A 22,816-nucleotide genomic window follows, 5' to 3' on the forward strand; every position below is an offset into this window, starting at 1 on the left:
AGGAGTATTCGTTGTGGAAAATAACTTTAGGCTACAAATCTGTAAGAACATCATTAATTATCTATTAGAGTCAACTAACTATACTCTAAAAGACATTGCTGCTTTACTAAATTGCTCAATAAGACAATTACGTTCTATTTATTTCGATGAGTTAATGCCAACTAATCTATATTGCGAACGGGATCTTGTGAGGCTTTATCATTTAATTCTTGAACTCAATACTAATAAACAATATGTGCACCAGGGTTATAAATGGGGTTGCTTATGAATACTTTTAATATTGAAGAGGCTTCAAAGTTTCTAGGCGCCCACAGGGAAACTATCCGACGAATGGCTGCATCAGGTGAACTACCTGGAGTAAAGATAGGGCGAGGTTGGCGTTTTATAGAACAAGATCTTGCGATGTATATGCGAAACAAGTACTCTACTTGCGATGCATCGTGGGGTGTCGATATAGGAGATAATAAATGGCACTCACGAAAAAAAATGGGTTCTGGTGGATCGACGTCACCTTCGGTGACAAGCGTATACGCAGAAGCACTAGGACTAAAGTAAAACAACAAGCGCAACAATTCCATGATAATTTTCTACAAGATCTATGGAGTAACAAGCATACCAAATTACCCCAACAGAAATCGTGGGTAGATGCTGTTGTGCGATGGTTAGAGGAATCAGCGCATAAACGAAGTTTAGTTACGGATAAATTTCATTTGGCCTTTCTGGACCCTTATCTTGGCCAGAAAACGTTAGATGAAATTAACGCCGAATTAATTGAATTTATTGCGCAAGAAAAAGAGCGGACTAATGTTACTCCAACGACGGTCAACCGAATGTTGGAAATTATACGTGCTATTTTAAACAAAGCTCATAAGGAATGGCAGTGGATAAACACCATGCCATTATTCAGAATGAGAAAAGTTGAAAATAAGCGTATACGTTGGTTGAGCAGCGGACAGGCTGGTAAATTGCTTCAGGAGCTACCAAATCATTTGAAAGATATGGCCGCTTTTACTTTAGCAACTGGTTTACGCCAATCTAATGTTACTAAGTTGCAGTGGAGTGAAGTCGATTTAATTAGAAAACATGCACTCATTCACCCTGATCAATCTAAAACAAAGAAGGCGATCCCTGTTCCTTTAAACTCTCAGGCAATTGCAATTATAGAAAAACAAAAGGGCCTACACCCCTCATTTGTATTTACCTATTTTGGTAAGCCTGTTACGCGATGTAATAATCATGCTTGGCAAAAAGCGTTGGTTCGGGCAGGAATCAAAGATTTTCGTTGGCATGACTTGCGTCACACTTGGGCAAGTTGGCATGTGCAAAATGGTACCTCATTGCAAGAATTACAGCAATTAGGTGGATGGTCAGAATATGAAATGGTGTTACGTTACGCGCATCTTTCAAGTGACCATTTAAAGGTGGCAGCGGAAAGAATTACAAAAAATTCTGGCACGTTTTCGTCACTGTAACTTGGTTTTTACGGCACGTTTCGATCCAGGTAACCGTTAACTACCTGATTTTAAAGGTTTTAAATGGTGCGCTCGGAGGGACTCGAACCCCCGACACCTTGGTTCGAAGCCAAGTACTCTATCCAGCTGAGCTACGAGCGCAATCGGGCATGAATTTAATGTATTTTGTCATATTACTTTCTGGTTAATTGTGAAGGTTAGTAACCAGAATTGGTGGGCCGTGTAGGATTCGAACCTACGACACAGAGGTTAAAAGCCTCCTGCTCTACCACCTGAGCTAACGGCCCGCAGAACAAAATATTTTTTAAAACTGTACTCTAAAACTGGTGGGCCGTGTAGGATTCGAACCTACGACACAGAGGTTAAAAGCCTCCTGCTCTACCACCTGAGCTAACGGCCCTAAAGAGGCTGGAATAATACCGGATTAGCACAGAATTTCAAGTCTTTTTATGATGTTTCTCATAATTTTGTTGTTTTTATGAGGCACAAATACATTTTTTAAGCAAAAATAGCTTAATAAAAAAAGGGATCTTTAATTTGTGGGGTTTGAAAACAAATGTTTTTTTCTGTGGCCAGGATGGTCCAGTTCTGTAATTTTAGCTTCTCAGCAAGAATCGAAGCCTTATCCATGGAGGTTACAAGTAATAAAACATCAGCACCTAAGGCGCCGCAGCCTTTGATTGCTTGAATCTCAGGATATTTTTTAAATTCATTAATAAATTGTAAGCTGTGTTCCGCTACCAAATTTAATTCGCTTAATTTTTGATGGTAATCATTTATAGTCTTAATCAATTGTGAGGAGTTTTTTTGCTCGAATGCTTGCTGGGCTGTATCTACTAGACAGGATAAATAATCAATCTGATCGGGCAGGGTAGTATCTTGCAAATGATGATGGGTAGCCAGCTTCACTCCGGTGTGAATGAGAAAAAAAGACAGATCATGAAAGGGCCAACCATAGGATTTCAATATTTTTCGTTGTTTATTAATGTAAACACATCCTTGTTGTGATTGTGCTATTACATCATATCCACTCGGTTTTAAACCTTTTCCGGCCCATGAGGATTCATAATAGGCTTGAAGCATCTGGTTTAAATCAGCTTTTGACTCATTCAAGAAACAACCCGCCAAATAGCTTGCCAAAAATTGGGCGCTGGAGGCACCTAGACCGCCTCGACCTGCATAAGGATCATTCCATAAAAGACCTGGCTTGAAATTTTGTTTTTGCCACCAAAGCCCAGCTGGAGATGCGGGGTGGATTCCTGATAGCTCTTTTTGCGATCTAAGCATCAGTTCAAAACAAGGGGAAGTCGTTATAAGAAATGCAGAGGCTTCCGCTAAAGCAGCATATTCACCTAATAAAAAGGTTTTTGCAGGAATGAGCCATTTCATACAGCAATTGGTGTTTGTCTGATTTTAGCCAGTAAATCATGAGCATTGTTAAGGCTAATTCTTTTATGTAAATCCAACCATTTTTGCAAATGCTCTTTAAGTACGGGCATTTCATTTTCATTGGCTCCTGCAGCCAAGAGCAGGTTATCAATATGTAATTTCATGTGGCCTTGAATAATCCCTTCGGTGCATAAGGCTTTAATTGCCCCTAAATTTTGTACGAGACCTACTGCAGCAATGATTTGGGATAATTGATTTGCTGAAGAAATATTCATCATTCGTAAACACATTTTTGCAGTCGGATGTAACGAAGTAACACCACCAATGGTCCCTACAATAATTGGTGCAGTAAGTTGACCTGTCAGTATCCCATCGTGATAGCGCCAACGCGTAATTGCTCGGTATTGTCCGTCGCGTGCTGCGTAGGCGTGAACACCGGCTTCAACCGCGCGCCAGTCATTACCAGTCGCAATTAAGACGGGATCAATACCATTCATTACCCCTTTGTTATGAGTAGCTGCTCTATAAGGATCCATTTCAGCAAAAAGCGATGCTTCTTGCAGTTTTTGACCGAGTATGGGTTCGATGGTGTGGATAGTTACTTGAGCCGTTGTTAGCTTTTGATCATTCAAATTAGATAAAATACACATGGTGACTTCTTCACCAGTTAACTGCTCTATAGGTGTTTTCAAGTACTCAAGTACTTGATTAATAATGTTAGCTCCCATAGCGTCACAGCTATTCATAGTTAAATGAATTACCGCCATATCTTGATTATCTTCTCTTTTGAGCTGACGTAATTGAAGATCGATAACACCGCCGCCACGTTTCACCATGTTTTCTGCTACATCTTTATTGGCTTTATTGATTAAGTACGTGCGATTTTCATGAAAAATCTGTGAGAATTTAGAAAAATCGTTCACTTTTGCCAATTGAATTTGGCCTAAAATGCATTCACCATGAACCCAGGTTTTTATATCGCCACATTGCCTAATCCATTTGGCGGATTTAGATAAAGCCGCGATGATTGATGTTTCTTCAACAGCCATAGGAATGACATAGTCTTGACCATTGATATTGAAATTAGTGGCTACACCTAGAGGAAGTTGAAAATAACCGATAACGTTTTCAATCAGTTTATCTGCCAAATTCAAATCTTTGATGCCGCCATTTTTAAGAAATGCGATGTCTTCAGATGTTATTGCCCCTAAGGCTAACAAGCGTTTAAAACGTTCTTCTCGTGTAAGTTTGGAAAATCCGCGAAAAAGCTCATCAGTATTAGAAGTTAAAGGCATGCTTTCTCCTTTGAATAGCCGGCATTAACGCAAGTTCTTATAATGCCTCGTTTGCGTTGTTCAAATAGGCTGTAGTTGTCTTGCATACCCGATTTTACTGTCTTGAAAAAAATAAAGCCAATTTTATCATAAAAGGGAAAAGCAAACTACTTGAAAATCACGTAAGTTGGAGGAATTTGTTATATAAAGCATACCTGTTTCTGAAGTCTGAAGTGCGGATAATAGAGAATCGTTCTCTCCTGACCCACATTCAATCGAATTACCAAATAATCCTGGCATTGTAGAATAATATCATTTCTCTATTTGGATAATATTTTTGGTTTATGATTAAAAAAAGATCTTTCAATTCATTTTTGTATCAACTCATTGTTTTTTAATTTATTTTTCCTGGTAATTATTTGTCATTAAGAGTAAATTGCACGCATTCAATTTGATTAAATTGCTGGGAGATGTTATGGGAAAGAGTAGAAAAGAAGAAAATGCTTTTAATACAGCTCAAAACATGAGAAATATACTCATTGGACAATTGAAAAGGTGTAAATCTTTAGAAGAGTTAAATGGCTTTTTAAGAAGATATGAGGAGAAAAAAAGAAAAAATCCTCTAACAATTAGTTTAACCGAAAATCATCGAAAGATTATCAGTGATTTGGATGTTCAGATTAATGAATTAACTCAAAATCTAAAGAAACAATATATTCCACAAATTCAAAATGAACACTTGTCGAGCTCTCATGAGCAACGTGAAAAAGCCGAAGAAATCACAACTCAAGTTACTCCTGAAATATTATCGATAGATTGGACTCCAAAAAGCGCTGAAAAGCAGGATGAAGATACTGAAGTCAAGAAGGTCGGAAGTGAAAAAAGTGCTTCTTTCCAAACCCAGACTAAAGCTGCAGACCCTAGAAAAAAGAAAGATGAGGCTGACATAGCGCGGAAAAGAATAAGCAAAGAGGTACAATTTATACTTCCATCGGATGCGCAACAAAAAACGGGACAGGATGCTAAGCATGACAAACCGCTTCAGGAAAATAATGGTGAACTGAGAGACAGGAGACGTCGAAGCATACAGCTTTATGAAGTGACTGTAAAATTAAAAACACTTCATACGAAGTACAAAAAATATGAAGAGAAAGTGAAACAACATAAGAAAAATCCAGATAAGGTAACGCAATACAAACAAGCAGCGGCTGCTGCTAAAAGCATTTATGATCAAATATCGGCATTCGCTAATCAATTCATTGTTGATGGAGATTTAGAATCTTTTAAAGCAAATAGCCAAGCCTTGCTGAGTAAAGACAACGAACATGTGAAAACGCTAAAGTCACATCGTGGCTGGTGGGAAGAGTTCCTGGACGATCTGGTCAAGCTGATTAATAAAGGGTTTGCCAGTGCCGGTTCTTCAATTCGTGTAGGGAACTTTTCAATATTTAAACCCGCAGCTGATGGAGGCAAGAAAATTGATGAGCTCAGTAACGCAATTGATGCTGTTTCGCTCACCAAGCCCTTAATTTCTTAACCTTGTTGAACAAATCGATTGTCATTCTCGTGACTTTATTGAGAAATAAATTCCCAACGCGGGAATGACAAAATGCAGTTTGACAATCTAGGATTCTTCCAAATTATCTATTCAGCAAAAAAGTAGAGAAGTCCGGGTTTTGTCAGCTCACCCCGGCTGCATTTTTTACCCTATCCGAATAACTCGTTCTTGTGGTACCATCTTCAATTGTTTTTGCTCTTCTAGATCATTAATATTATTCTTGGGGTTATTTTTCAAAAAAATGACTATGCTACAAAGCAACGCGCAAATCACTTTTGATAAGGAACTTGCCAGATTTCACTGTACTGGTGCATGGTCTGTTTTGCAAATTGGGAATTTATTAAAAAGATTTGGTGAAGGTGAGTTGCCCCAAAAAGAAAAAATAATCATTAGTGGAAAAGGAATGAGTCATTTTGATAGTGCAGGGGGCTTGGCTCTAATTAAATGCATTGATGCACTCGAGCAACAAGAAAACCTGGTGGAACTGACTGATTTTACCGAAGCCCAACAGCAACTTATCGATTTAATTAAATCAAAAAAAGATCTTTTAGGTTATCAAATTCCCTCCGAACCCAAAGAAAATTTATTTTATCAATTAGGCAAAGAATCAGAAAATAAACTACGTCAAGTAGATGGACTTCTTAATTTAGTTGGAGATTTAACAACTAAAATTATCGAAGCATTTGGCAATTTGCGTCGATTTCAATTACCAAGCATTATGTCGAATATACATGCTACCGGTGTCACTGCTTTACCTATTCTCGCCTTACTTTCATTTTTAATCGGGGTGGTCTTGGCTTACCAAATGGGATTGCAATTGCAAACCTATGGCGCCAACATCTTCATCGCCTATTTATCGGGCATGGCCATTTTTCGTGAATTTGCCCCACTCATTACCGCAATTATTGTTGCTGGTCGAACCAGTTCTGCATTTACAGCCCAAATTGGCAGTATGAAACTCAATGAGGAGGTCGATGCGCTGCTCACCATGGGACTTTCTCCTACTGAGTTATTAGTGCTTCCGAAGGTAATCGGATTATTGATTGCATTTCCTTTATTGATTTTTTGGTCTGATATTTTTAGTATTTTAGGTGCAATGATTATGTCCAAGAATCAACTGGGTATAAGTTTCGTTGATTTTTTACAACGTCTAAGAGACTCTGTTGGGCTCTCACAGTTGAATTTAGGTCTTTATAAAGCGCCAGCATTTGCATTGTTAATCGCTTTGGTTGGTTGCTTCCAAGGGTTTAGAGTGGAGGCGGGCACGGAAAAAAATATCGGGAGCCAAACTACTAAAAGTGTAGTGCAGGCATTATTTCTGATTATTATTGCGGATGCAATTTATTCAGTTATTTATAGCCGGATGCATTTATAGATGAGCGAACCCATTATCGAAATTAAAGGTTTAAAAAATTACCTCGGGGGGCAATGGGTACACTCGGATGTGAATTTGACCGTAGAAAGAGGAGAAATTCTAGCGATTATTGGTGGTTCTGGAAGCGGAAAAACAACGATATTACGTAGCTTGTTAATGTTAATGAAGCCTACAGCAGGCGTCATTAAAGTTTTTGGCCAAGACATTCGTCATCTTGATATGCAACAATCATTCTCGCTTCGACGTCGTTGGGGAATGCTTTTCCAGCACAGTGCACTCTTTTCATCAATGAATGTGCTGGAAAATATCATGTTTCCCATGCAAGAATTTACTAATTTGGATTATGAGTTCATGTATGAATTAGCCTTGCTAAAAATCGCTTTAGTAGGGTTACCCAAAGAGGCGGCGGGCAAGTTGCCTTCGGAATTAAGTGGAGGGATGCAACGAAGAGCAGCAGCGGCACGAGCCATTGCTATGGATCCGGAATTATTATTTTTGGATGAGCCAACTACAGGTTTGGATCCATTAAGTGCAAGACTTTTCGATGAGTTGATTGTTTTTTTAAGAGACTCTTTAAAACTGACTATAGTCATGGTGAGCCATGATATAGAATCTTTAAAACGAACAACAGATCGCGTAGCCTTTATTGGGGATGGAAAAATTTTAAGTGTTGAGCCAATTGATGATTTAATGAAAAATAAGAATAAAATCATTGCTGGTTATTTTAGTAAAATGTAAGCATAGCTGGAGACAGAATACTTGGAATCGAAAACCAATTACACCATTGTAGGTATATTTGTACTCATATTGCTCGTGGGGCTCGTGGCTTCCATGTTGTGGTTGTCTGTTGGTTTTAATCAAAAAAAGTATACAACTTACACTGTTTTCATGCATGAAGCAGCTTCCGGTCTAACTAAAGATGCCCCAGTAAAATTCAATGGAGTGCAAGTTGGGTATGTAAAGGAAATAAGATTAAATCAAAGCGATCCAAGACAAGTGGAAATTTTATTGGATATTGAAGAAGATACACCAATTACTACAAGTACTTATGCAACATTAAATTCTCAAGGAATTACTGGTGTTACTTATATTGGTTTGAGCGCAAGCACTTCTGATTTGACACCAATTCAAAAAATGCCTGGCGAACCTTTTCCTGTTATCCCCTCAAAACCTTCTGTTTTCAATCAATTAGATAGCATTTTGAAAAAGGTTTCTGAAGATATAGGTATAGTAAGTTCCGAAGCACAACGTATCTTTAACGAAGAAAATGCAAAACACATAAATCATATATTATCTAATGTTGAGCATTTTTCTAAAGATCTTGAGCGTAATGGCAAAAATCTTAATGTTTTTATGGATAATCTAGCTAAGGCGAGTCGCGATCTTCCCCATATACTCAATGAGTTAAAAGTAGGAATTTCTAAGTTTGATACTATGGCCGACAGTTTGAGTAAAGCCGGGAATAGTGTATCAAAAACGATGGGCTCAGGAAGAAACACGTTAGATAAAATTTCCCAAGAAGCTCTTCCACCAGCCGTAATTTTATTACGCCGATTGAATGCTATTTCTGCAAATTTGGAAAAAGTGAGCAGTGAAATGCGTCAGAACCCTGCTGTGGTTATTCGTGGAAGTAAACCGCCACAACCTGGGCCTGGAGAATAAATGATGAAAAAGTTGACTGTTTTTCTTGTGATTTTTAGCGTGGTGTTGCTTAGTGCATGCTCACCAGTAAAAGTCTCTGTAAAAAATCAATATCAATTGAGTGCATACAGCACGAAACATTTGGCCCAAAAACCTATGCCCATTACTTTGTTGGTTACCGCAACTGAAGCTGCTGCAGGGTATCAAACCGAACAAATGCTTTATATTAAAAAACCTTATGCGCTTGAGCCTTTTGCAAATAACGCATGGGTAAATCCACCCGCTGATATGTTATATCCTTTAATTCTACAAAGTTTACAAAGAACAAATCTTTTTAAAGCAGTTACATCCAATGCGTATACCTTAGGAGTAGATTATCGATTGGATACCCAACTGCTTGCACTAGAACAAAATTTCCTTAAAAAACCTAGTGTCCTCGAATTTTCAGGCAAAATGGTTTTGACTCATGTTAGTGATAATAAGGTGCTTGCTTCGCGGATTATCAACTTACAGATCCCTTGTCCTAGTGATACCCCCTATGGAGGTGTAATCGCAGCGAATAAGGCAACCCAACAATTTACTGCAATTCTCGCACAGTTTGTCGTAACTCATATACAACATTAGAGTAGTGTCATTGCGAGTTCTACCGAGGGGCTTTTATCGAAACACAGTGCTACAGCATGGAGTTCCCTCGCTAGGTTCGAGATGACCCAAAAGATCCAATCCGCAAGCCACTTGCATCAAGGCTACAATCTGGTTAATTATGATCACATTGTCCTGTAGCCAAAAAATAAAAAGAATTGTACAATGTGCCCCCATGAGCCCTATATGGGATTTTGAAATTTATCAATAATAAAAAGAACGAAGGAGATTGAGGATGAAAGCCGGATCATTTTGTAAATTAGGTCTGCTTGTAGCGAGTGCTGTTTTAGTTGCTGCTTGTTCTAAGGCACCAGGTAGTGCTGAAGGTGTAGGTGTGACCGAAGCTGAGGCCTCTGCTCAAGGTCTAGGACAATTTACTCATTTTGCTGGTCAAGAACCAGGCGAATCGTATACAACTCAGGCACCGCATAATCAATTGTATTTGTTCTCCTATGATGACAGTAATTTGGCTCCCAAATATTTACCATCAGTTAATGCTCAGGCAGAATACTTAAAGACGCATCCTGGTGCTCGAGTGTTAGTCGCTGGACATACTGATGAGCGTGGTAGCCGTGAATACAACGTAGCTCTTGGTGAGCGTCGAGCAAATACCGTAGCTGATATTTTACGTATGGCTGGTGTGAACAGACAACAAGTTCGTGTCGTAAGCTATGGCAAAGAGCGTCCAATTAATTTAGGACATGATGAAGCATCACACGCACAAAACCGACGTGTTGAATTTACTTATGAGGCAACAAGATGATTAATTGCAAAAAACACATTATCGCTGCTGGCTTTATGCTAATACTTCCTTTGACCTGTTGGTCAGAGGCGCCTGTGGTCGATGATAGTGAAAATTTTGCAATTAGTGAGGAACAACAGGCGTATGAAGCGCCTGTTGGCTCAAAGTACGGTGCTGAAAGTAGACAGTACGATGTAGCTCGGAATGAGAATTACACCATCGATAACTCGCAAACGGATGATGAACCTGCGCTTGCTAAAGATGATCAAGCCAATGATTCGAATAGTAATATTACAGATAATGCGAAGCTGATTGATAAAATCCAAAGCTTACAACAAGAAGTACAAGAACTCCGTGGCCAATTAGAAGTACAAGCTCACGATTTAAAATTGCTGCAGCAACAGCAAGTTGCTTTTTATAAAGATTTAGATGCTCGTTTAAGTGGAACCACTTCTGCGAAAGTATCGCCAAATAAAGCATCGGCTAATAAGCCGGCACTGGATCTTTCCGTTGGTTCTAAAGAACCAGCTCCCAAAACAGTTACACCCACGTCCGATATACAAGCAAGTAAATCAGCTTCTATACCATCCCCTGCTGCTGTTTCTACTTCGAGAGCTAATCCTGCTGACGAACAAATTAGCTATTTAGCAGCTTATGAATTAGTGAAAAACAAGCGATATGATGACGCTATAATTTCTATGAATGGATTTGTGCAAAAATATCCTAAGGGTGGTTATACTGCTAATGCTCAATATTGGCTTGGAGAGCTTTATTTAGCTAAAAAAGATTATTCTAAGGCTATAGAACATTTTAATGTGGTTTTACAACAATTCCCCACCTCAAGTAAGTCTGCAGCAAGCATGCTAAAGACTGGTTATGCCTATGCTGCACAAGGTAATAAGCAAGAGGCTCAGAAATTCCTGCAACAAGTAGTAAGAGCTTATCCTGGTACACCTACTGCTCAATTGGCTAATTCAAGATTACGTACGATATAACTAATAAATTTTTAATGCCTAACTCTGAAATTCTGGTTTACGGCTTTGCCTTCACCCAGGCTACATTGAACTAATTTATGGATTCCAAGGAGAAAAATATGTATTGGCTAGCTCATGCCCCAGCTAATATCGCTTTGATCAAATATATGGGAAAAAAGGATAATACAAATACTCCTGATAACCCGTCGCTATCCTATACCTTAAATGATCTCAAAAGTACGGTAAGGCTTGAAAAAATGAGCTCAAAAAAAGATATTTGGGAACCGCTAATAATACCTGGTGGAATTGAAAATTTTGTACTGTCCCCAGAGGGTCAAAAAAGATTTCTTGATCATTTAGCTCGCATAAAAACATACTTTGGCTATGAGGGTGGTTTTTTAGTGCAATCGTGCAATAACTTTCCTCACAGTAGTGGTATGGCAAGTTCTGCGTCAAGTTTTGCGGCATTAACGCGCTGTGCAGTTACAGCTTTGAGTGAGCTAACAAATAAGCCCATGCCTAGTATTGATGAACAAGCCCAGCTAAGCCGTTTGGGATCGGGTTCATCATGTCGATCTTTTTATTCTCCTTGGGCTTTATGGGATGACAATGAAGTTAAAGAAGTAGATTTGCCTTATCAAGAATTAATTTACCAAGGTGTTGTGATTAGTAATAAAAAGAAAGAAGTTCCTTCTAGTGAAGCCCATCAACGAGTAAAGAGTAGTCCTTTTTATGAAACACGAAGCCAAAGAGCAAGAGAGAACCTAAAGCTTTTATTAGACGCTTTAATGACTGAAGATTGGACTGCGGCATATCAAATCTGCTGGAGAGAATTTCAAGATATGCATCGTTTGTTTACTACTTGTGAACAACCTTTTACTTACATGACTGAAAGTTGTACTGACCTTTTGCATCACTTAGAAAATTTTTGGAATAAAAAAGGGGATGGCCCCATAGTAACTATGGATGCTGGACCAAACATTCATTTATTATATCGTTCCAACCAAGCAGAACTAGCACGTGAATTTAAACGTGATTATTTAGTAGGGAATTATGACGTTCTTTGATTTTGAAACTACAACTTTTGGAAAGTGGATTTTAGCAGGTGAGCATGCTGTAGTACGAGGACATCCAGCCTTAGTATTTCCAATTAAGGAAAAGAAATTAACACTAAATTATTCTGCGGCTGGGTCTTCTTTAGGAGCTGATTATGCAGGGAGCAGCGGTGCTGATATGCAACTGTTGTTTTGGAGCGTGCTAGAACATGGAATGCACTTATTAGGGCGCTCTTTAAACCAAATAGGGGGCTATTTTCATTTAGACAGCACGATCCCTGTGGGAGCTGGTATGGGCGCTTCAGCAGCTCTTTGTGTGGCAATGAGTCGTTGGTTTTGTGCGCAAAAAATGATAGAGCCAGATCAATGTAATGATTTTGCAAAAGAACTAGAACATTTATTCCATGGAAAAAGTAGCGGACTTGATGTTGCTGGAGTTGCTACTGAGAAAGGGGTGTATTTTAAAGCGGGGTCTACTATGCCGCTACAGCAAAAAATTTACCCACAGTTTTTTTTATCTTCATGCAAACAAATTGGAATTACATCGCATTGTATTCACCAAGTTCAGAACTTATGGACTAATAATCCTATTTTGGCTCAAAAAATTGATGAACAAATGGTTGATGCGGTTGAAGAAGCAAGAGCTGCTTTAGAACAGGGTGGTGCCGATGCAATAACCTCTTTAGCCCAAGCAATTAATAAAGCCGCTGATTGCTTTTATCAATGGAATTTAGTTAGTGAAAGTTTGCAACAACATATGAATTGGTTGAGCGCAGAAGGGGCACTCGCCGTAAAACCAACAGGATCTGGGGGTGGGGGATTTGTATTAAGTCTCTGGAACAAGAAACCACCTGACCATCTCGAATTATTGACTGCTTGATGTAAATACAGTGCCTCGTGCTCCGAAAGCCTTTATTTGCGTTCAGTATTTAAAGAGACTGGTTAGATTTCAGCGTAGGTGATGAGCAAGTCCAAACGTTTATAAATGTTAGAATGAGGCTTGAGCTATTACTTCTAATCTACGAATTGGTAATAGACTTCATTTACTTTGACCATTCCAAGCTCATAGCGTGCTTGCTCTTCTAGGGCTTGATCGCCACTTTTTAACTCCCTGATATCCGCTTCAAGTACCCGATTACGGGTTGTTAATTTATTATTTTCCTGTTCGTGAGCGGCGAGTTTTTTTTCAAGGTTATGCCATTGAATCAAATTTCCATCGCCCAGCCACAACTTATGTTGTAAAACAACTAGAGAAACAATCAAAATGATAAACAAAGGGCGCATAGGTTTGTTTAATTAAAAGGTTATCCTTTAACCATTCTATTACCATTTCGCAATGTGTAGCAATATCTGCTTGCGTAATTTTTATAAGAATTTAGCTTGTGATTTGTCGTTTGGATGAAGCGCAGCGCAATCCATACTTATCACGAGCATATGAGGTATTCCCACGATGTAAGCATTGTATTTACGATGGCAGAAACCTCGCTAAGCTCTGGATGAGGAAAAGTGGGGAGAAAATACCCGCAGGGCGGATGAGGTTAACCTCCCGTCTCCCATAAATGGGAGAGGGTATTCTATTTCGTTGTGTTGTGGCTATGCGACTTACTTTGCGAATCAAAAATGTTTTCGTAAAATATTAAGCTCTTCATTTAATAGATCAATTTTTTCTAAGAGTTCTAATGCGAGTGCTACCCCTGGAAGATTGATTCCTAAATCCTGATGCAGGCGAAAGGCAGACTCAATTTTACGTAGATCTTTTTGGTTTAATTTTAGATGTTCTGTTTTTGTTGTTTTGCTTGAAAAAATGCCATATTCGACCATTTCGTTCAATAATTCTTTAGGTATATGATATTTTTGGCATACCTCATTGAATGAAATAGTTGTTGTCTCTTCAATAAGCACGCCAATAATTGTAGTGTCTTGCTTCATGCTTATACTCCCATCGTGTCGCGTGGATTAAAGGGCATTACCTGTGCCATCTTTTTATAGAGTTCTTTTGCCTCTTCAGTTGTTGGTGGCGGAGTAATAATTTTTAAAAGTACGTATTGATGTCCAGTGGTTGTACCCGGTAAGCCACGATTTTTCAATCTTAATTTTTGTCCTCCTTGAGATGCCGGTGGAATTTTCAAATCGATTTTTCCTCCTAAAGTGGGAACCACTATTGTTGCGCCTAAAGCAGCTTCCCAAGGAGTTACCGGTAGGGTGAGGTAGATATCACCATCCATTACGTCAAAAAGGGGATGCTTATCAACATCTATCGTTAAATAAATATCGCCACGAGGGCCTCCATGTATGCCAGGTGCACCTTGTCCAGCCAAACGAATTTGTTGACCTGATTTTACTCCTGCGGGTATTTTCACTTTCAATGTTTGCATGGAGACTTGAGAATCGTGGGCAGTTGGAATCTGAATGTTTTTAACCGTTCCTGCAAATGCTTCTTCGAGGCTGATATTAATTTTTCCATGATAGTCCTGACCGGCCATTGGGTGCTGCCGATAACGGGAGTGTCCAAATAATGTCTCGAATAAGTCTTCATTTAATGGACCGCGATACACATGTTCCGAATCTTCTGGACTCCAATCATTACGTGCTCCTTGTTGATGGAACGCTTTATTTTTTCGAAACGCGTCATATTCTGCTCTTTTTACGGGGTCCCTTAAAACCTCATAAGCTTCTCCCATTTCTTTAAATTGCTCTTCAGCATTGGGTTCCTTACTTATATCAGGATGGTATTTGCGAGCCAGTTTTCGATAGGCCATCTTAATGTCTTTTTCAGTGGCATCTTCACTTACACCCATTATTTTGTAATAGTCTTTATCCATGTTTTTATACTCAATTTAAAAATCATTTTTTATTTTAGCAACACGCATTTACCAGGGGTATCAGCAGAAGTGTTATTAAGCTTAGGGGGGGATACCATCTTACCTGACCAACCTTGAGCCAGGCAATCCACCATGACCCCTTTTCTATGTTCGACATTATTTAATGTTTGAGGAAATACATGGTTCCTCTTTTTTTGTGATGATTTGTTTCCTTTGATCGATATCATCCATTTTTTCATGGGCTTAGTCTTATCATCATTATTATAATAAAATAGTATAGCCTCTTAGATATTTATTTGTATATTAATCAGTTAAAGTACATACTATTCACTTTACTTGAGTGTTTTTGCCATACTACGGCTTCACTCTTCCTAAGGCTGTAGAACTAAAATAAAGCGTTACGCTAAGTATGAAAGGGCTGTTTACAATTCGCCATTTTGGCCAAGATAGTTGAATTGAAAACAGCCCTAGATTGTTTGAATCGATATTGGAGACATTTATGCAAAAGTATTTATTTAATACGCTGGTTGTTTTTTTCTTTTTTTCTGTGGCGGGTTGTCAGTCCAATCAGGCAACTTCCAATATATTTAGACCGTTTACTCCTTCAATTGCTCAAGGCGCAAATTTGGCGCAAACAGTGCAAGAAGCCTTAATGCGTAATGATGAGCTAGCAATAGCCCATGTGCAGGTTCAAACAAGACAAGATGTTGTGATTCTTACTGGATATGTAAAGAAAATTCGTCAAAGTGATATTGCTGAACAAATAGCGCGCCAGGTTCCAGGCGTACGTGCAGTTGAAAATAATATAATTATTCGTCCCTAGCTTAAATGTTCTCCATTTGTACTATATTTATAAAATAGGTTAAGTGTGTTCAAATGGAGAATAAAATGGCTGACCTAATTCATAATGCATTGCCAATGCCGAGACGAAAAATTATCTATATCCATCCGGAAGACTCAGTTAAAAAAAGTATTGATATGATGACGGAATATGATATAGGGGCATTGGTTGTAGTCGATAATGACAACCAGTTAATTGGTATCGTGAGTGAGCGTGATATAGTCCGGTCTTGTTTGCACAAGTGCATTAACCTGGAAAAGGGAAAAGTTTCTGATGTAGTCAATAAGGACATCACTATTCTTAGAACTAATGATGTTGTGGAAAAAGCCATGCAGGCAATGACTGCAACAAAAAGAAGACATGTACTCGTTCGTGATGAAAGCGATGAGCTTATAGCTATTTTATCCATAGGTGATGTGCTTTATCATTTATTGGAGGATAAGGCTAGAGTGATTGAGCAATTAGAAAATTACATTCATACCTATTAACAGATTTTTTTTGGGGATGATATAGTATCTTTTTTAATGCACTTATGACTCATATGAAAACAGTCTTCAAATTGCTGCTACTTCTGTTGATATTCAATGCGCCTTTGTGGGCTACTGAATTATCGACCAATTGGTATTCCCAAAGCCCTGATAACAAGGTTGTTATCAACATAGAATTATTTTTGTCCACCACCTGTCCCCATTGCCAAAAGGCTGATGCATTTTTTCGCGATATCGAATCAAAACATCCTGATTTCCATATTCAGCGGTATTATATCAATCAGGATAAAAATGCTTTAAGTCGTTTTTATCAATTATTGAGCGAACAGCAAATGGATGATTTTTCTGTTCCATCAATCTATTTTTGCAATTCACGATGGGTGGGCTTTACATCAGCAGAAACCACCGGTAAAGATTTATTGCATGCAATTAATTATTGTAAGCAGCAAATTGAAAAAAAAGGGACGTTAACCCCAGCCACTGTGAGTGCATTGCGACATTTGGCCAATGCTAATCGATTTATTACTGGATTAGTAGAAAAACCGTCAAGGTTGCGGTTTACGATTACCCTGGCATTTATGGACTCCTTTAGCCCTTGTGCATTTTTTTGCTTCGCAGGATTTCTTGCTTTTCTTTTAATAGAAGCCCAGAAGAAAAAACAGCTTATCGCGAGTTTCCTGTTTATTTTTTCAGTAGCAATAGTCCATTACTTTCAACAGGTTTATACTAATGCGTTTTTTGAATTGTTGCCATGGTTGCGTATTCCTGCTTTATTATTAGGAATAATAACTCTTTATTTTGCAATGCAATTTCTAAAAAAACAGGCTTCAGGAATTTTATATTTTTCATTGGCTTTTTTATTAGGATTGATTACTACAATTTATCAACAAACTTGTGTCATGAACTGGTCGACTATCTTTGAACAATGGTTAAATGATCAGCAGTTGATGAATTGGCAATCAAATATGTACCAATTGCTTTATCAAGGGGTGTATATACTTCCTTTAATTGTGATTTTATTGGCTTACTTGCTCTTACTTAAAATAGAGCGTTTTGCTGCTTTACGAACAAAATTAACCAACATTGGCTTATTGTTTATGATCGCGATTGCTGTCAGTTTAATCGCATATCCCTATGTGTTGTCTTGCTTTGGAATATCCCTAGCGACGTTACTGATCTTGGTGATTTGCGGTTACTTTTTAAAATTGACTTGATCTTATTTTGATGATTTGGGATTATCATCTCTCTTTGTTTGTAATAGCTCAGGTCCTTATCCTAATGTTTATTCGAATGGACGGATTTGAATACAGGTTGCGAGAAAATTTTTCTAAGTAAGCTCAGCATAGATCAGTATGCGAGCATGATTAGGAAAATATTCTTGCAACCGCTGCCAAATTCGACCGTTCTCTGATAGGGGCTGAGCACTTACCTTTGTTTTTTCAGGTGATAACATGAGTAAGCTCATTGATATTCCCGTTGTTGTAGAGAGCGGACAAAAATATAAAACATCTCATGGCGTAACAGCAATTAAAGATGGTGTAAAAGCAACTGGAGATGCTTATGAGCGCTTACCAAAGCCTAAATGGTTACGCGTGGTAAATCATACTACTCCCGCATATCACCAGGTAAAAGAGCAAGTGCAAAAACATCGTCTGTCTACTGTTTGTGAAGAAGCAAAATGCCCCAATATCTCTGAGTGTTGGTCTCATGGTACTGCCACAATCATGTTAATGGGGTCTGTTTGCACTCGTGCATGTCGTTTTTGTGCAGTAGACACGGGTAATCCTCATGGTTGGTTGGACGCACAAGAGCCAGAAAATACAGCAAATACTGTAGCATTAATGAATCTAGATTATGTGGTTTTAACCTCAGTGAATAGAGATGACCTGCCTGATGGTGGCGCAAATCATTATGCGCGTACGATACGAGCAATTAAGCAAAGATCTCCAAAAACTAAAGTAGAAGCATTAACTCCTGATTTCCAAGGCGTAGAAAGAGATATTGCCTTGTTACTGGATAGTGGTGTTGATGTATTTGCACAAAATGTAGAAACGGTAGAGCGGTTGACTCATCCTGTTCGTGATAATAGAGCTGGTTACGCACAGACGTTAAATGTGCTCGCTTACGCTAAACGGTATCGACCTGATGTATTGACAAAAACGAGCTTGATGTTAGGTTTAGGTGAAACGGATGAAGAAATTGTGCAAACAATGGATGACTTACGAGCACATAATGTAGATATTCTTACTCTAGGGCAATACTTACAACCGACAAAAAACCATTTACCTATTGCGCGATATGTGACTCCTGAGGCTTTTGCTGAGTTAAGACAGATCGGATTGAAGAAAGGATTTTTCGAGGTAGCTTCTGGTCCTTTGGTTCGTTCAAGCTATCGTGCTGATAGGATCTTTAAGCAAGATAATTTGGGTTTAGATAATTAATTTTATATTTTCGTTTTAGGTTCTGAATTTGATGTAGGTTGAGCCTTGGCCCAACCTACATCAAATTCAGCAGATAGTATCATTCTTCAAATTTATACAGGCCTAAACGCCGTTACTCCCTCATTAGGAGTAGGAGCATATTGATGCAATTGGGTCTGTAAGAAACGAACCACTTTATCTGCTATCGCATGGCTATAAGCAAGTACTTTTTTATCCTCTTTAGGATGTTTAAGTATAATTTCTTCCAATTCAACAGTTAATTGTTCAGCCCATTCCTTGCACAAGTAAAAATCGCTATCCACTACATTAGATAATGGAGCGATGTATTGGCCATGTGAGTTCCCTAATGTTTTATTTATTTGAATGATCGTTTCTTTAGCCACCTTAGTAGCAATATCAGGGATTAACTCTTTTTTATTACTGCTTAGTTGCTTGTCTAATTGAAGGTGTAATAATGCTTGAAATGAATGAAAATCCATGATGACAGGTGCATTACTGCTTAACTCATGATTGAGTTGCATGCTTAATTTAAGATTCGATTCTTCAACAATCCCGGATTGAATAATTAAATCAGCCATCTTCTTTAGCTTTTGTTTTATACCTTCAATGACTTCCATAGGCTGTTTGAGTACAAATTGACGAAAAGAAGTAATTTCAGGCAGAACTTTTTTTGCTTCTTTTTCGTTAAGTGCGAGCTCAGGGAATAATTCTGGGTTAATTAATATATTGAATTTCATTAACATTAACTCAGTACGTAAAGCACGGGCTTTTTCGCTTGCATATTGCTTTAATTTAGGATTTGATTTCTCTAGTTCAGGTGTGTCAAATTCTGTTGGTTTATCATTAAATGTTCCATTAAGCATGGCTTCTAATACTGCATTTTGAAAATAAAGAAAAATTGATTTTCTATTGGATGTAATTTCTTGAGCACACCAATTCATATAAATTGGATCAAGACTATCCAATAGTTTTCGAATTTCTTTAATGAGTTGTGATTTTAAAGGATAAAGGTGATGATTCTTTTCATACTGCACCATGGTATAAAAAGAGGCCACTGATTTTAGAAAAATGGCACCACGTGCTTTGGAGTCATTCCTCGTTTTTTCCTCGAAATAGACCTCATAGGCCACAGTATCTCCCCATAAGGATGAGCTGGCATGATCATCCTTTTTAATTAACTCATCTAAACTGATGCGACCATACAAGGGAAGGTCGGCCATTGATGAGCTGCGTCTGCGTCTATCAGCTTGAGTATTAGAAGAGGACGTACTACTTTCAAGCGCTTTATCCTTTCTATATTGAAAAAAAATTGTCGGTTGTTTAGATATGGGGTTTTTGGATTGAACAATTTTTTCTTTTAACTCATTAAGGTGGTCTAAAGTTTGATAAGCGTCGGGAAAAGTTCTGACGTCTCTTATAATAATTGCCCCATCGTCAATAATGACGCCAGGATATTCATTGAACAAGTCGAGACTTATTTTGGGTTCAAATCGGGAATGAGTCCCTTTTTTAATACAATATAATAAGCAAGTAGCTTGATGGGTACTTTCATTCAATTCCCAAACTAAGGGGCTACCCTGAAAAGTAATATTTTGAAAATAAATTTTCATATAATCGTGGCACTCTGATCAAAGAAAGCATAGTACGAATTATGTCATGTGCAATCAAGTGCCATGTTTAATTTTCGATCGAAAATGGATCTTTTTGTGCGCAATAAAGTCCTTGTTGCCAAAATTAATACAGTAAAAAGCCAGTGCTATTTAACCTAAAATTAACCCTCTTTTTCCCATTAATTTTTGTAAAATATACGCGAAAAGATACATCAGGGTGCCAAGCACTATGGCGGTTATCCCCAAAGCCAAATAATAATTTTTATAGTAAGGAAGGCTTTCTATGGCCGAGTGGACTGTGTTTGGAATTGCGACCCAGCCAGCAATTCTTCCTGAGATGGCATGTGCCAAAGAACTTGCCAGATACCATACACCCATGGCGAATGCGATTGAATTTTTGTCGCAATACAAGCCTACCATACTTAAGCCAATGGCACTCACCCATAATTCCGCAATTGAAATCAGAATATAGGTTAACGCAATGTAATTGCCGTTAATGATTCCATCTGAAGTAGTCGAGGCAGCAAATGCCATAACCAAAAGAGCAATTCCCGCAAGTGCTGTACCCGCCGCAAATTGGTAGGGAATAGTGAAATGAGGAAACAGTTTATAAAAACGAGGTAGCTGACTGCCTATAGCTAAGATAAGTAATGGATTCAGTATTTGATAATGAGCGGGGGAAACAGTGAGGCCAAATAAATTATGATCTGAATTATTTTCGGCAAATAAAATTAGGGTACTGTTCATTTGGTTATAGATAACAAAAAATACAACTGCTTCGATGATGAGTAGAAGAGCAATCATTTGTTTTTCTCGTACCCTTCCTTTAAGGGTTAATGTTTTTTTTAAAAACCAGGCAATTCCTATCCCACAACCCGAAGCTATGATTGTGCTCGCGACATAAACATGGGAATAGGCAAATAAAGTCAGTACATAAATGGTAGCGATGTAGGCAATTAAACGAAAAATACCTGACGTAGAGAGTTTGGATTGATCTTTTCCCCAAATAACATTCTCATAAATAGGGTAGCGTTTGGCAAAATTCAATGCAGCAATGGATTTACCAACAAACGCTAATGTAAGAATAGAAAGCGGACCATAACGGCTTTCAAATAGTAATGGCGCTATTAAAGTTGCTAATAATGCACCAACATTAATTGCGATGTAATAATAAGTCATCGCAGATTTTGCTTTAACCGCATTATCGGAATAAATATGGGAGACCATGCTTGAAGAGGTACCCATTAAAAGAGAATTGGTCGCAGGAACAAAAGCATAAGCCGCAATAAAAAAAGTATCTCCCAGAGTACTCACAGTATATCCGCTTATCATGATGAGCAAATAAGCAGTGGCTAACATGATGCTGCCAAGAAGAATGGATCGCCTAATTCCGACCACAGTATCCGCCATATAGCCACCAAGCATAGGCATTAGATAACCCATTGCATGAGCCACCCCAATAAAAGCATATGCTTTGGCTTGACTGTACCCTAAACCTTGAGACCATACAGGACGAGTTAAAAATAAAACCAATATGGTATTCAGTGCATATACCGAAAATTGGCTCCAAAAGGTAATATATATGATGTTATTGGCTTGTTTTTGTCGCAGGGCCAATTCAGGCAAATAATTTTTCACTTCTTGAGAAATCATTTTTCCTACCTCATCATCTTAAGATAATTATCAGATTATCATTTTCTGGCAAGAACGACATCAATTATATGAGTATCATGATAGGGGAAGGTGAATATTTTGCTAAAAAGTCGTTTAAGTCTTTGAATTAAAAATATTTTGGGGAGCATCCTGATGGATAATGTGTTGAGAAACCAGGTGCCTTCAATACCAAAAAGCGCTAATTCATCAATATTATTCAGAGTTATAGGGATTTCCAAACGTTGATGGGCAATTACTTCGAATTGATGTTGTTGGAATGCCTGCATCAATTCATTGTTGTTCGCCGCAACCGTAGTATTTTTTACAATGGATTTATAATAATGACCAACAACACTGCTTAAGATGGAGTCTTCCGTAATAAATTCTGCAAGGCGCTGTTGTGCTACCGGAAATGAATCATAAGTTGTGGTAATCATTGAAAAGTGACCATTCGCTCGGGTCAGTAATTTAGCCTCATGAAATAAAACTTTAATCGGAATATAAGCATTAATAAAATGTGCTAGGATTAAATCTTGACTATGAGGAGGTAAGAACTTATTGGCTTGTGCGGCACTACCTTCTATAGTAATCACTGGCAATGTTTCACGAGCTCGTTTTAACATTTCAGAGGAAACATCAATGCCTGTAAACTCTGCTTGCGGCATTATCTGTTGTAGTTTTTTTAGAAAAGCACCATCACCAACACCCAAATCAAGAACTTTATAATGGGGTTTCATGCCCAAATAAAAGCGCTTCATTTGTTCAATGGCTACTTCATGACTCTGGCTAATTGCTCCAAAACGATTTGCCATAGCATAGTGTTCCGCGATGTCGTTGTA

General features: G+C 38.3%; 23 protein-coding genes and 3 tRNA genes. 15 read left to right on the forward strand and 11 right to left on the reverse strand.

Features of this window, described 5'->3' with window-relative positions:
- Window positions 1-264 precede the first annotated feature (264 nt).
- Window positions 265-555: a helix-turn-helix domain-containing protein gene (locus OQJ26_RS05075; protein ID WP_231865834.1), complete on the forward strand. Its 291-nt coding sequence runs from the start codon at window positions 265-267 to the stop codon at window positions 553-555.
- Window positions 468-1,472 carry a tyrosine-type recombinase/integrase gene (locus OQJ26_RS05080; protein ID WP_045096107.1) on the forward strand — a complete coding sequence of 335 codons (1,005 nt, stop codon included), beginning with the start codon at window positions 468-470 and terminating at the stop codon, window positions 1,470-1,472. The genes OQJ26_RS05075 and OQJ26_RS05080 overlap by 88 nt, the downstream gene beginning before the upstream one ends.
- A gap of 64 nt (window positions 1,473-1,536) precedes the next feature.
- Here the strand turns inward: OQJ26_RS05080 and OQJ26_RS05085 are convergent.
- The 5 genes from OQJ26_RS05085 to OQJ26_RS05105 all read right to left on the reverse strand — a co-directional run bounded on the left by OQJ26_RS05085 (window position 1,537) and on the right by OQJ26_RS05105 (window position 4,156).
- A tRNA-Arg gene (locus OQJ26_RS05085) sits at window positions 1,537-1,613 on the reverse strand.
- Between the two features lie 70 nt (window positions 1,614-1,683).
- Window positions 1,684-1,759: transfer RNA gene (locus OQJ26_RS05090), tRNA-Lys, on the reverse strand.
- Window positions 1,760-1,796: 37 nt separating this feature from the next.
- Window positions 1,797-1,872: transfer RNA gene (locus tag OQJ26_RS05095), tRNA-Lys, on the reverse strand.
- Window positions 1,873-1,985: 113 nt separating this feature from the next.
- Window positions 1,986-2,861, reverse strand: coding sequence for a hypothetical protein (locus OQJ26_RS05100; RefSeq protein ID WP_265702821.1), 876 nt, complete (start codon window positions 2,859-2,861; stop codon window positions 1,986-1,988).
- A complete protein-coding gene (locus tag OQJ26_RS05105; protein ID WP_265702822.1) occupies window positions 2,858-4,156 on the reverse strand; it encodes a hydroxymethylglutaryl-CoA reductase, degradative in 1,299 nt (432 codons plus the stop codon). Before OQJ26_RS05105 ends, OQJ26_RS05100 begins: the two co-directional genes overlap by 4 nt.
- 454 nt (window positions 4,157-4,610) lie before the next feature.
- On the opposite strand from OQJ26_RS05105, the gene OQJ26_RS05110 reads away from it, so the two are divergent.
- From OQJ26_RS05110 to OQJ26_RS05150, 9 genes are all read left to right on the forward strand, one after another.
- A complete protein-coding gene (locus OQJ26_RS05110) occupies window positions 4,611-5,672 on the forward strand; it encodes a hypothetical protein (protein WP_265702823.1) in 1,062 nt (353 codons plus the stop codon).
- Window positions 5,673-5,940: 268 nt separating this feature from the next.
- Window positions 5,941-7,068 (forward strand): MlaE family ABC transporter permease, encoded by a 1,128-nt coding sequence (locus OQJ26_RS05115; protein WP_265702842.1) that lies wholly within the window; start codon window positions 5,941-5,943, stop codon window positions 7,066-7,068.
- Window positions 7,069-7,806 carry an ABC transporter ATP-binding protein gene (locus OQJ26_RS05120; protein ID WP_265702824.1) on the forward strand — a complete coding sequence of 246 codons (738 nt, stop codon included), beginning with the start codon at window positions 7,069-7,071 and terminating at the stop codon, window positions 7,804-7,806.
- 21 nt (window positions 7,807-7,827) lie between these two features.
- The gene (locus OQJ26_RS05125) at window positions 7,828-8,730 is read left to right on the forward strand and encodes an MlaD family protein (RefSeq protein ID WP_265702825.1); all 903 of its coding nucleotides are present in this window, start codon (window positions 7,828-7,830) and stop codon (window positions 8,728-8,730) included.
- Window positions 8,731-9,333 carry an ABC-type transport auxiliary lipoprotein family protein gene (locus OQJ26_RS05130; RefSeq protein WP_416209944.1) on the forward strand — a complete coding sequence of 201 codons (603 nt, stop codon included), beginning with the start codon at window positions 8,731-8,733 and terminating at the stop codon, window positions 9,331-9,333. It abuts the gene before it with no gap.
- A 253-nt stretch (window positions 9,334-9,586) separates the two neighbouring features.
- Window positions 9,587-10,114, forward strand: coding sequence for a peptidoglycan-associated lipoprotein Pal (gene pal / locus OQJ26_RS05135; RefSeq protein WP_265702826.1), 528 nt, complete (start codon window positions 9,587-9,589; stop codon window positions 10,112-10,114).
- Window positions 10,111-11,088, forward strand: coding sequence for a tol-pal system protein YbgF (ybgF, locus tag OQJ26_RS05140; RefSeq protein ID WP_265702827.1), 978 nt, complete (start codon window positions 10,111-10,113; stop codon window positions 11,086-11,088). Before pal ends, ybgF begins: the two co-directional genes overlap by 4 nt.
- Before the next feature lie 98 nt (window positions 11,089-11,186).
- Window positions 11,187-12,134 carry a diphosphomevalonate decarboxylase gene (locus OQJ26_RS05145; RefSeq protein ID WP_265702828.1) on the forward strand — a complete coding sequence of 316 codons (948 nt, stop codon included), beginning with the start codon at window positions 11,187-11,189 and terminating at the stop codon, window positions 12,132-12,134.
- Window positions 12,121-13,002 (forward strand): mevalonate kinase family protein, encoded by an 882-nt coding sequence (locus tag OQJ26_RS05150; protein ID WP_265702829.1) that lies wholly within the window; start codon window positions 12,121-12,123, stop codon window positions 13,000-13,002. The genes OQJ26_RS05145 and OQJ26_RS05150 overlap by 14 nt, the downstream gene beginning before the upstream one ends.
- A gap of 134 nt (window positions 13,003-13,136) precedes the next feature.
- Here OQJ26_RS05150 and ftsB read toward each other — a convergent pair whose 3' ends face one another.
- From ftsB to OQJ26_RS05165, 3 genes are all read right to left on the reverse strand, one after another.
- The gene (ftsB, locus tag OQJ26_RS05155) at window positions 13,137-13,406 is read right to left on the reverse strand and encodes a cell division protein FtsB (protein ID WP_028380069.1); all 270 of its coding nucleotides are present in this window, start codon (window positions 13,404-13,406) and stop codon (window positions 13,137-13,139) included.
- Window positions 13,407-13,736: 330 nt separating this feature from the next.
- Entirely contained in the window at window positions 13,737-14,051 is a 315-nt protein-coding gene (locus OQJ26_RS05160; protein WP_265702830.1) for a chaperone modulator CbpM, read from the reverse strand.
- A gap of 2 nt (window positions 14,052-14,053) precedes the next feature.
- Window positions 14,054-14,944, reverse strand: coding sequence for a DnaJ C-terminal domain-containing protein (locus OQJ26_RS05165; protein ID WP_265702831.1), 891 nt, complete (start codon window positions 14,942-14,944; stop codon window positions 14,054-14,056).
- 499 nt (window positions 14,945-15,443) lie between these two features.
- On the opposite strand from OQJ26_RS05165, the gene OQJ26_RS05170 reads away from it, so the two are divergent.
- The 4 genes from OQJ26_RS05170 (at window position 15,444) to lipA (ending at window position 18,714) form a co-directional block, all read left to right on the forward strand.
- Window positions 15,444-15,767 (forward strand): BON domain-containing protein, encoded by a 324-nt coding sequence (locus OQJ26_RS05170; protein WP_265702832.1) that lies wholly within the window; start codon window positions 15,444-15,446, stop codon window positions 15,765-15,767.
- Window positions 15,768-15,832: 65 nt separating this feature from the next.
- Window positions 15,833-16,273, forward strand: a complete 441-nt coding sequence (locus tag OQJ26_RS05175; RefSeq protein WP_265702833.1) for a CBS domain-containing protein — start codon at window positions 15,833-15,835, stop codon at window positions 16,271-16,273.
- 53 nt (window positions 16,274-16,326) lie between these two features.
- Window positions 16,327-17,487 carry a thioredoxin domain-containing protein gene (locus OQJ26_RS05180; protein WP_265702834.1) on the forward strand — a complete coding sequence of 387 codons (1,161 nt, stop codon included), beginning with the start codon at window positions 16,327-16,329 and terminating at the stop codon, window positions 17,485-17,487.
- 237 nt (window positions 17,488-17,724) lie between these two features.
- Entirely contained in the window at window positions 17,725-18,714 is a 990-nt protein-coding gene (gene lipA / locus OQJ26_RS05185) for a lipoyl synthase (protein ID WP_265702835.1), read from the forward strand.
- A 92-nt stretch (window positions 18,715-18,806) separates the two neighbouring features.
- On the opposite strand, the gene OQJ26_RS05190 is transcribed toward lipA, so the two are convergent.
- The 3 genes from OQJ26_RS05190 to OQJ26_RS05200 all read right to left on the reverse strand — a co-directional run.
- Window positions 18,807-20,324: a hypothetical protein gene (locus tag OQJ26_RS05190; protein WP_265702836.1), complete on the reverse strand. Its 1,518-nt coding sequence runs from the start codon at window positions 20,322-20,324 to the stop codon at window positions 18,807-18,809.
- A 150-nt stretch (window positions 20,325-20,474) separates the two neighbouring features.
- Window positions 20,475-21,977 (reverse strand): peptide MFS transporter, encoded by a 1,503-nt coding sequence (locus OQJ26_RS05195; RefSeq protein WP_265702837.1) that lies wholly within the window; start codon window positions 21,975-21,977, stop codon window positions 20,475-20,477.
- Window positions 21,978-22,015: 38 nt separating this feature from the next.
- Window positions 22,016-22,816, reverse strand: an 801-nt coding sequence (locus OQJ26_RS05200; RefSeq protein WP_265702838.1) for a class I SAM-dependent methyltransferase, incomplete at its 5' end; no start/stop codon positions are given.

This window comes from Legionella sheltonii, assembly GCF_026191355.1.
GTDB classification, from domain to species: Bacteria; Pseudomonadota; Gammaproteobacteria; order Legionellales; family Legionellaceae; genus Legionella; species Legionella sheltonii.

Excerpts from the sequence above, each read along its gene's own strand:
- ybgF (WP_265702827.1), top strand. The coding sequence starts at position 10,111 with ATGATTAATTGCAAAAAACACATTATCGCTGCTGGCTTTATGCTAATA.
- pal (WP_265702826.1), top strand. The coding sequence starts at position 9,587 with ATGAAAGCCGGATCATTTTGTAAATTAGGTCTGCTTGTAGCGAGTGCT.
- OQJ26_RS05170 (WP_265702832.1), top strand. The coding sequence starts at position 15,444 with ATGCAAAAGTATTTATTTAATACGCTGGTTGTTTTTTTCTTTTTTTCT.
- OQJ26_RS05130 (WP_416209944.1), top strand. The coding sequence starts at position 8,731 with ATGATGAAAAAGTTGACTGTTTTTCTTGTGATTTTTAGCGTGGTGTTG.
- OQJ26_RS05145 (WP_265702828.1), top strand. The coding sequence starts at position 11,187 with ATGTATTGGCTAGCTCATGCCCCAGCTAATATCGCTTTGATCAAATAT.
- OQJ26_RS05105 (WP_265702822.1), bottom strand. The coding sequence starts at position 4,156 with ATGCCTTTAACTTCTAATACTGATGAGCTTTTTCGCGGATTTTCCAAA.
- OQJ26_RS05075 (WP_231865834.1), top strand. The coding sequence starts at position 265 with ATGAATACTTTTAATATTGAAGAGGCTTCAAAGTTTCTAGGCGCCCAC.
- OQJ26_RS05100 (WP_265702821.1), bottom strand. The coding sequence starts at position 2,861 with ATGAAATGGCTCATTCCTGCAAAAACCTTTTTATTAGGTGAATATGCT.
- OQJ26_RS05190 (WP_265702836.1), bottom strand. The coding sequence starts at position 20,324 with ATGAAAATTTATTTTCAAAATATTACTTTTCAGGGTAGCCCCTTAGTT.
- OQJ26_RS05180 (WP_265702834.1), top strand. The coding sequence starts at position 16,327 with ATGAAAACAGTCTTCAAATTGCTGCTACTTCTGTTGATATTCAATGCG.
- OQJ26_RS05160 (WP_265702830.1), bottom strand. The coding sequence starts at position 14,051 with ATGAAGCAAGACACTACAATTATTGGCGTGCTTATTGAAGAGACAACA.
- OQJ26_RS05120 (WP_265702824.1), top strand. The coding sequence starts at position 7,069 with ATGAGCGAACCCATTATCGAAATTAAAGGTTTAAAAAATTACCTCGGG.
- OQJ26_RS05115 (WP_265702842.1), top strand. The coding sequence starts at position 5,941 with ATGCTACAAAGCAACGCGCAAATCACTTTTGATAAGGAACTTGCCAGA.
- OQJ26_RS05110 (WP_265702823.1), top strand. The coding sequence starts at position 4,611 with ATGGGAAAGAGTAGAAAAGAAGAAAATGCTTTTAATACAGCTCAAAAC.
- ftsB (WP_028380069.1), bottom strand. The coding sequence starts at position 13,406 with ATGCGCCCTTTGTTTATCATTTTGATTGTTTCTCTAGTTGTTTTACAA.
- OQJ26_RS05080 (WP_045096107.1), top strand. The coding sequence starts at position 468 with ATGGCACTCACGAAAAAAAATGGGTTCTGGTGGATCGACGTCACCTTC.
- OQJ26_RS05195 (WP_265702837.1), bottom strand. The coding sequence starts at position 21,977 with ATGATTTCTCAAGAAGTGAAAAATTATTTGCCTGAATTGGCCCTGCGA.
- OQJ26_RS05150 (WP_265702829.1), top strand. The coding sequence starts at position 12,121 with ATGACGTTCTTTGATTTTGAAACTACAACTTTTGGAAAGTGGATTTTA.
- OQJ26_RS05175 (WP_265702833.1), top strand. The coding sequence starts at position 15,833 with ATGGCTGACCTAATTCATAATGCATTGCCAATGCCGAGACGAAAAATT.
- lipA (WP_265702835.1), top strand. The coding sequence starts at position 17,725 with ATGAGTAAGCTCATTGATATTCCCGTTGTTGTAGAGAGCGGACAAAAA.
- OQJ26_RS05165 (WP_265702831.1), bottom strand. The coding sequence starts at position 14,944 with ATGGATAAAGACTATTACAAAATAATGGGTGTAAGTGAAGATGCCACT.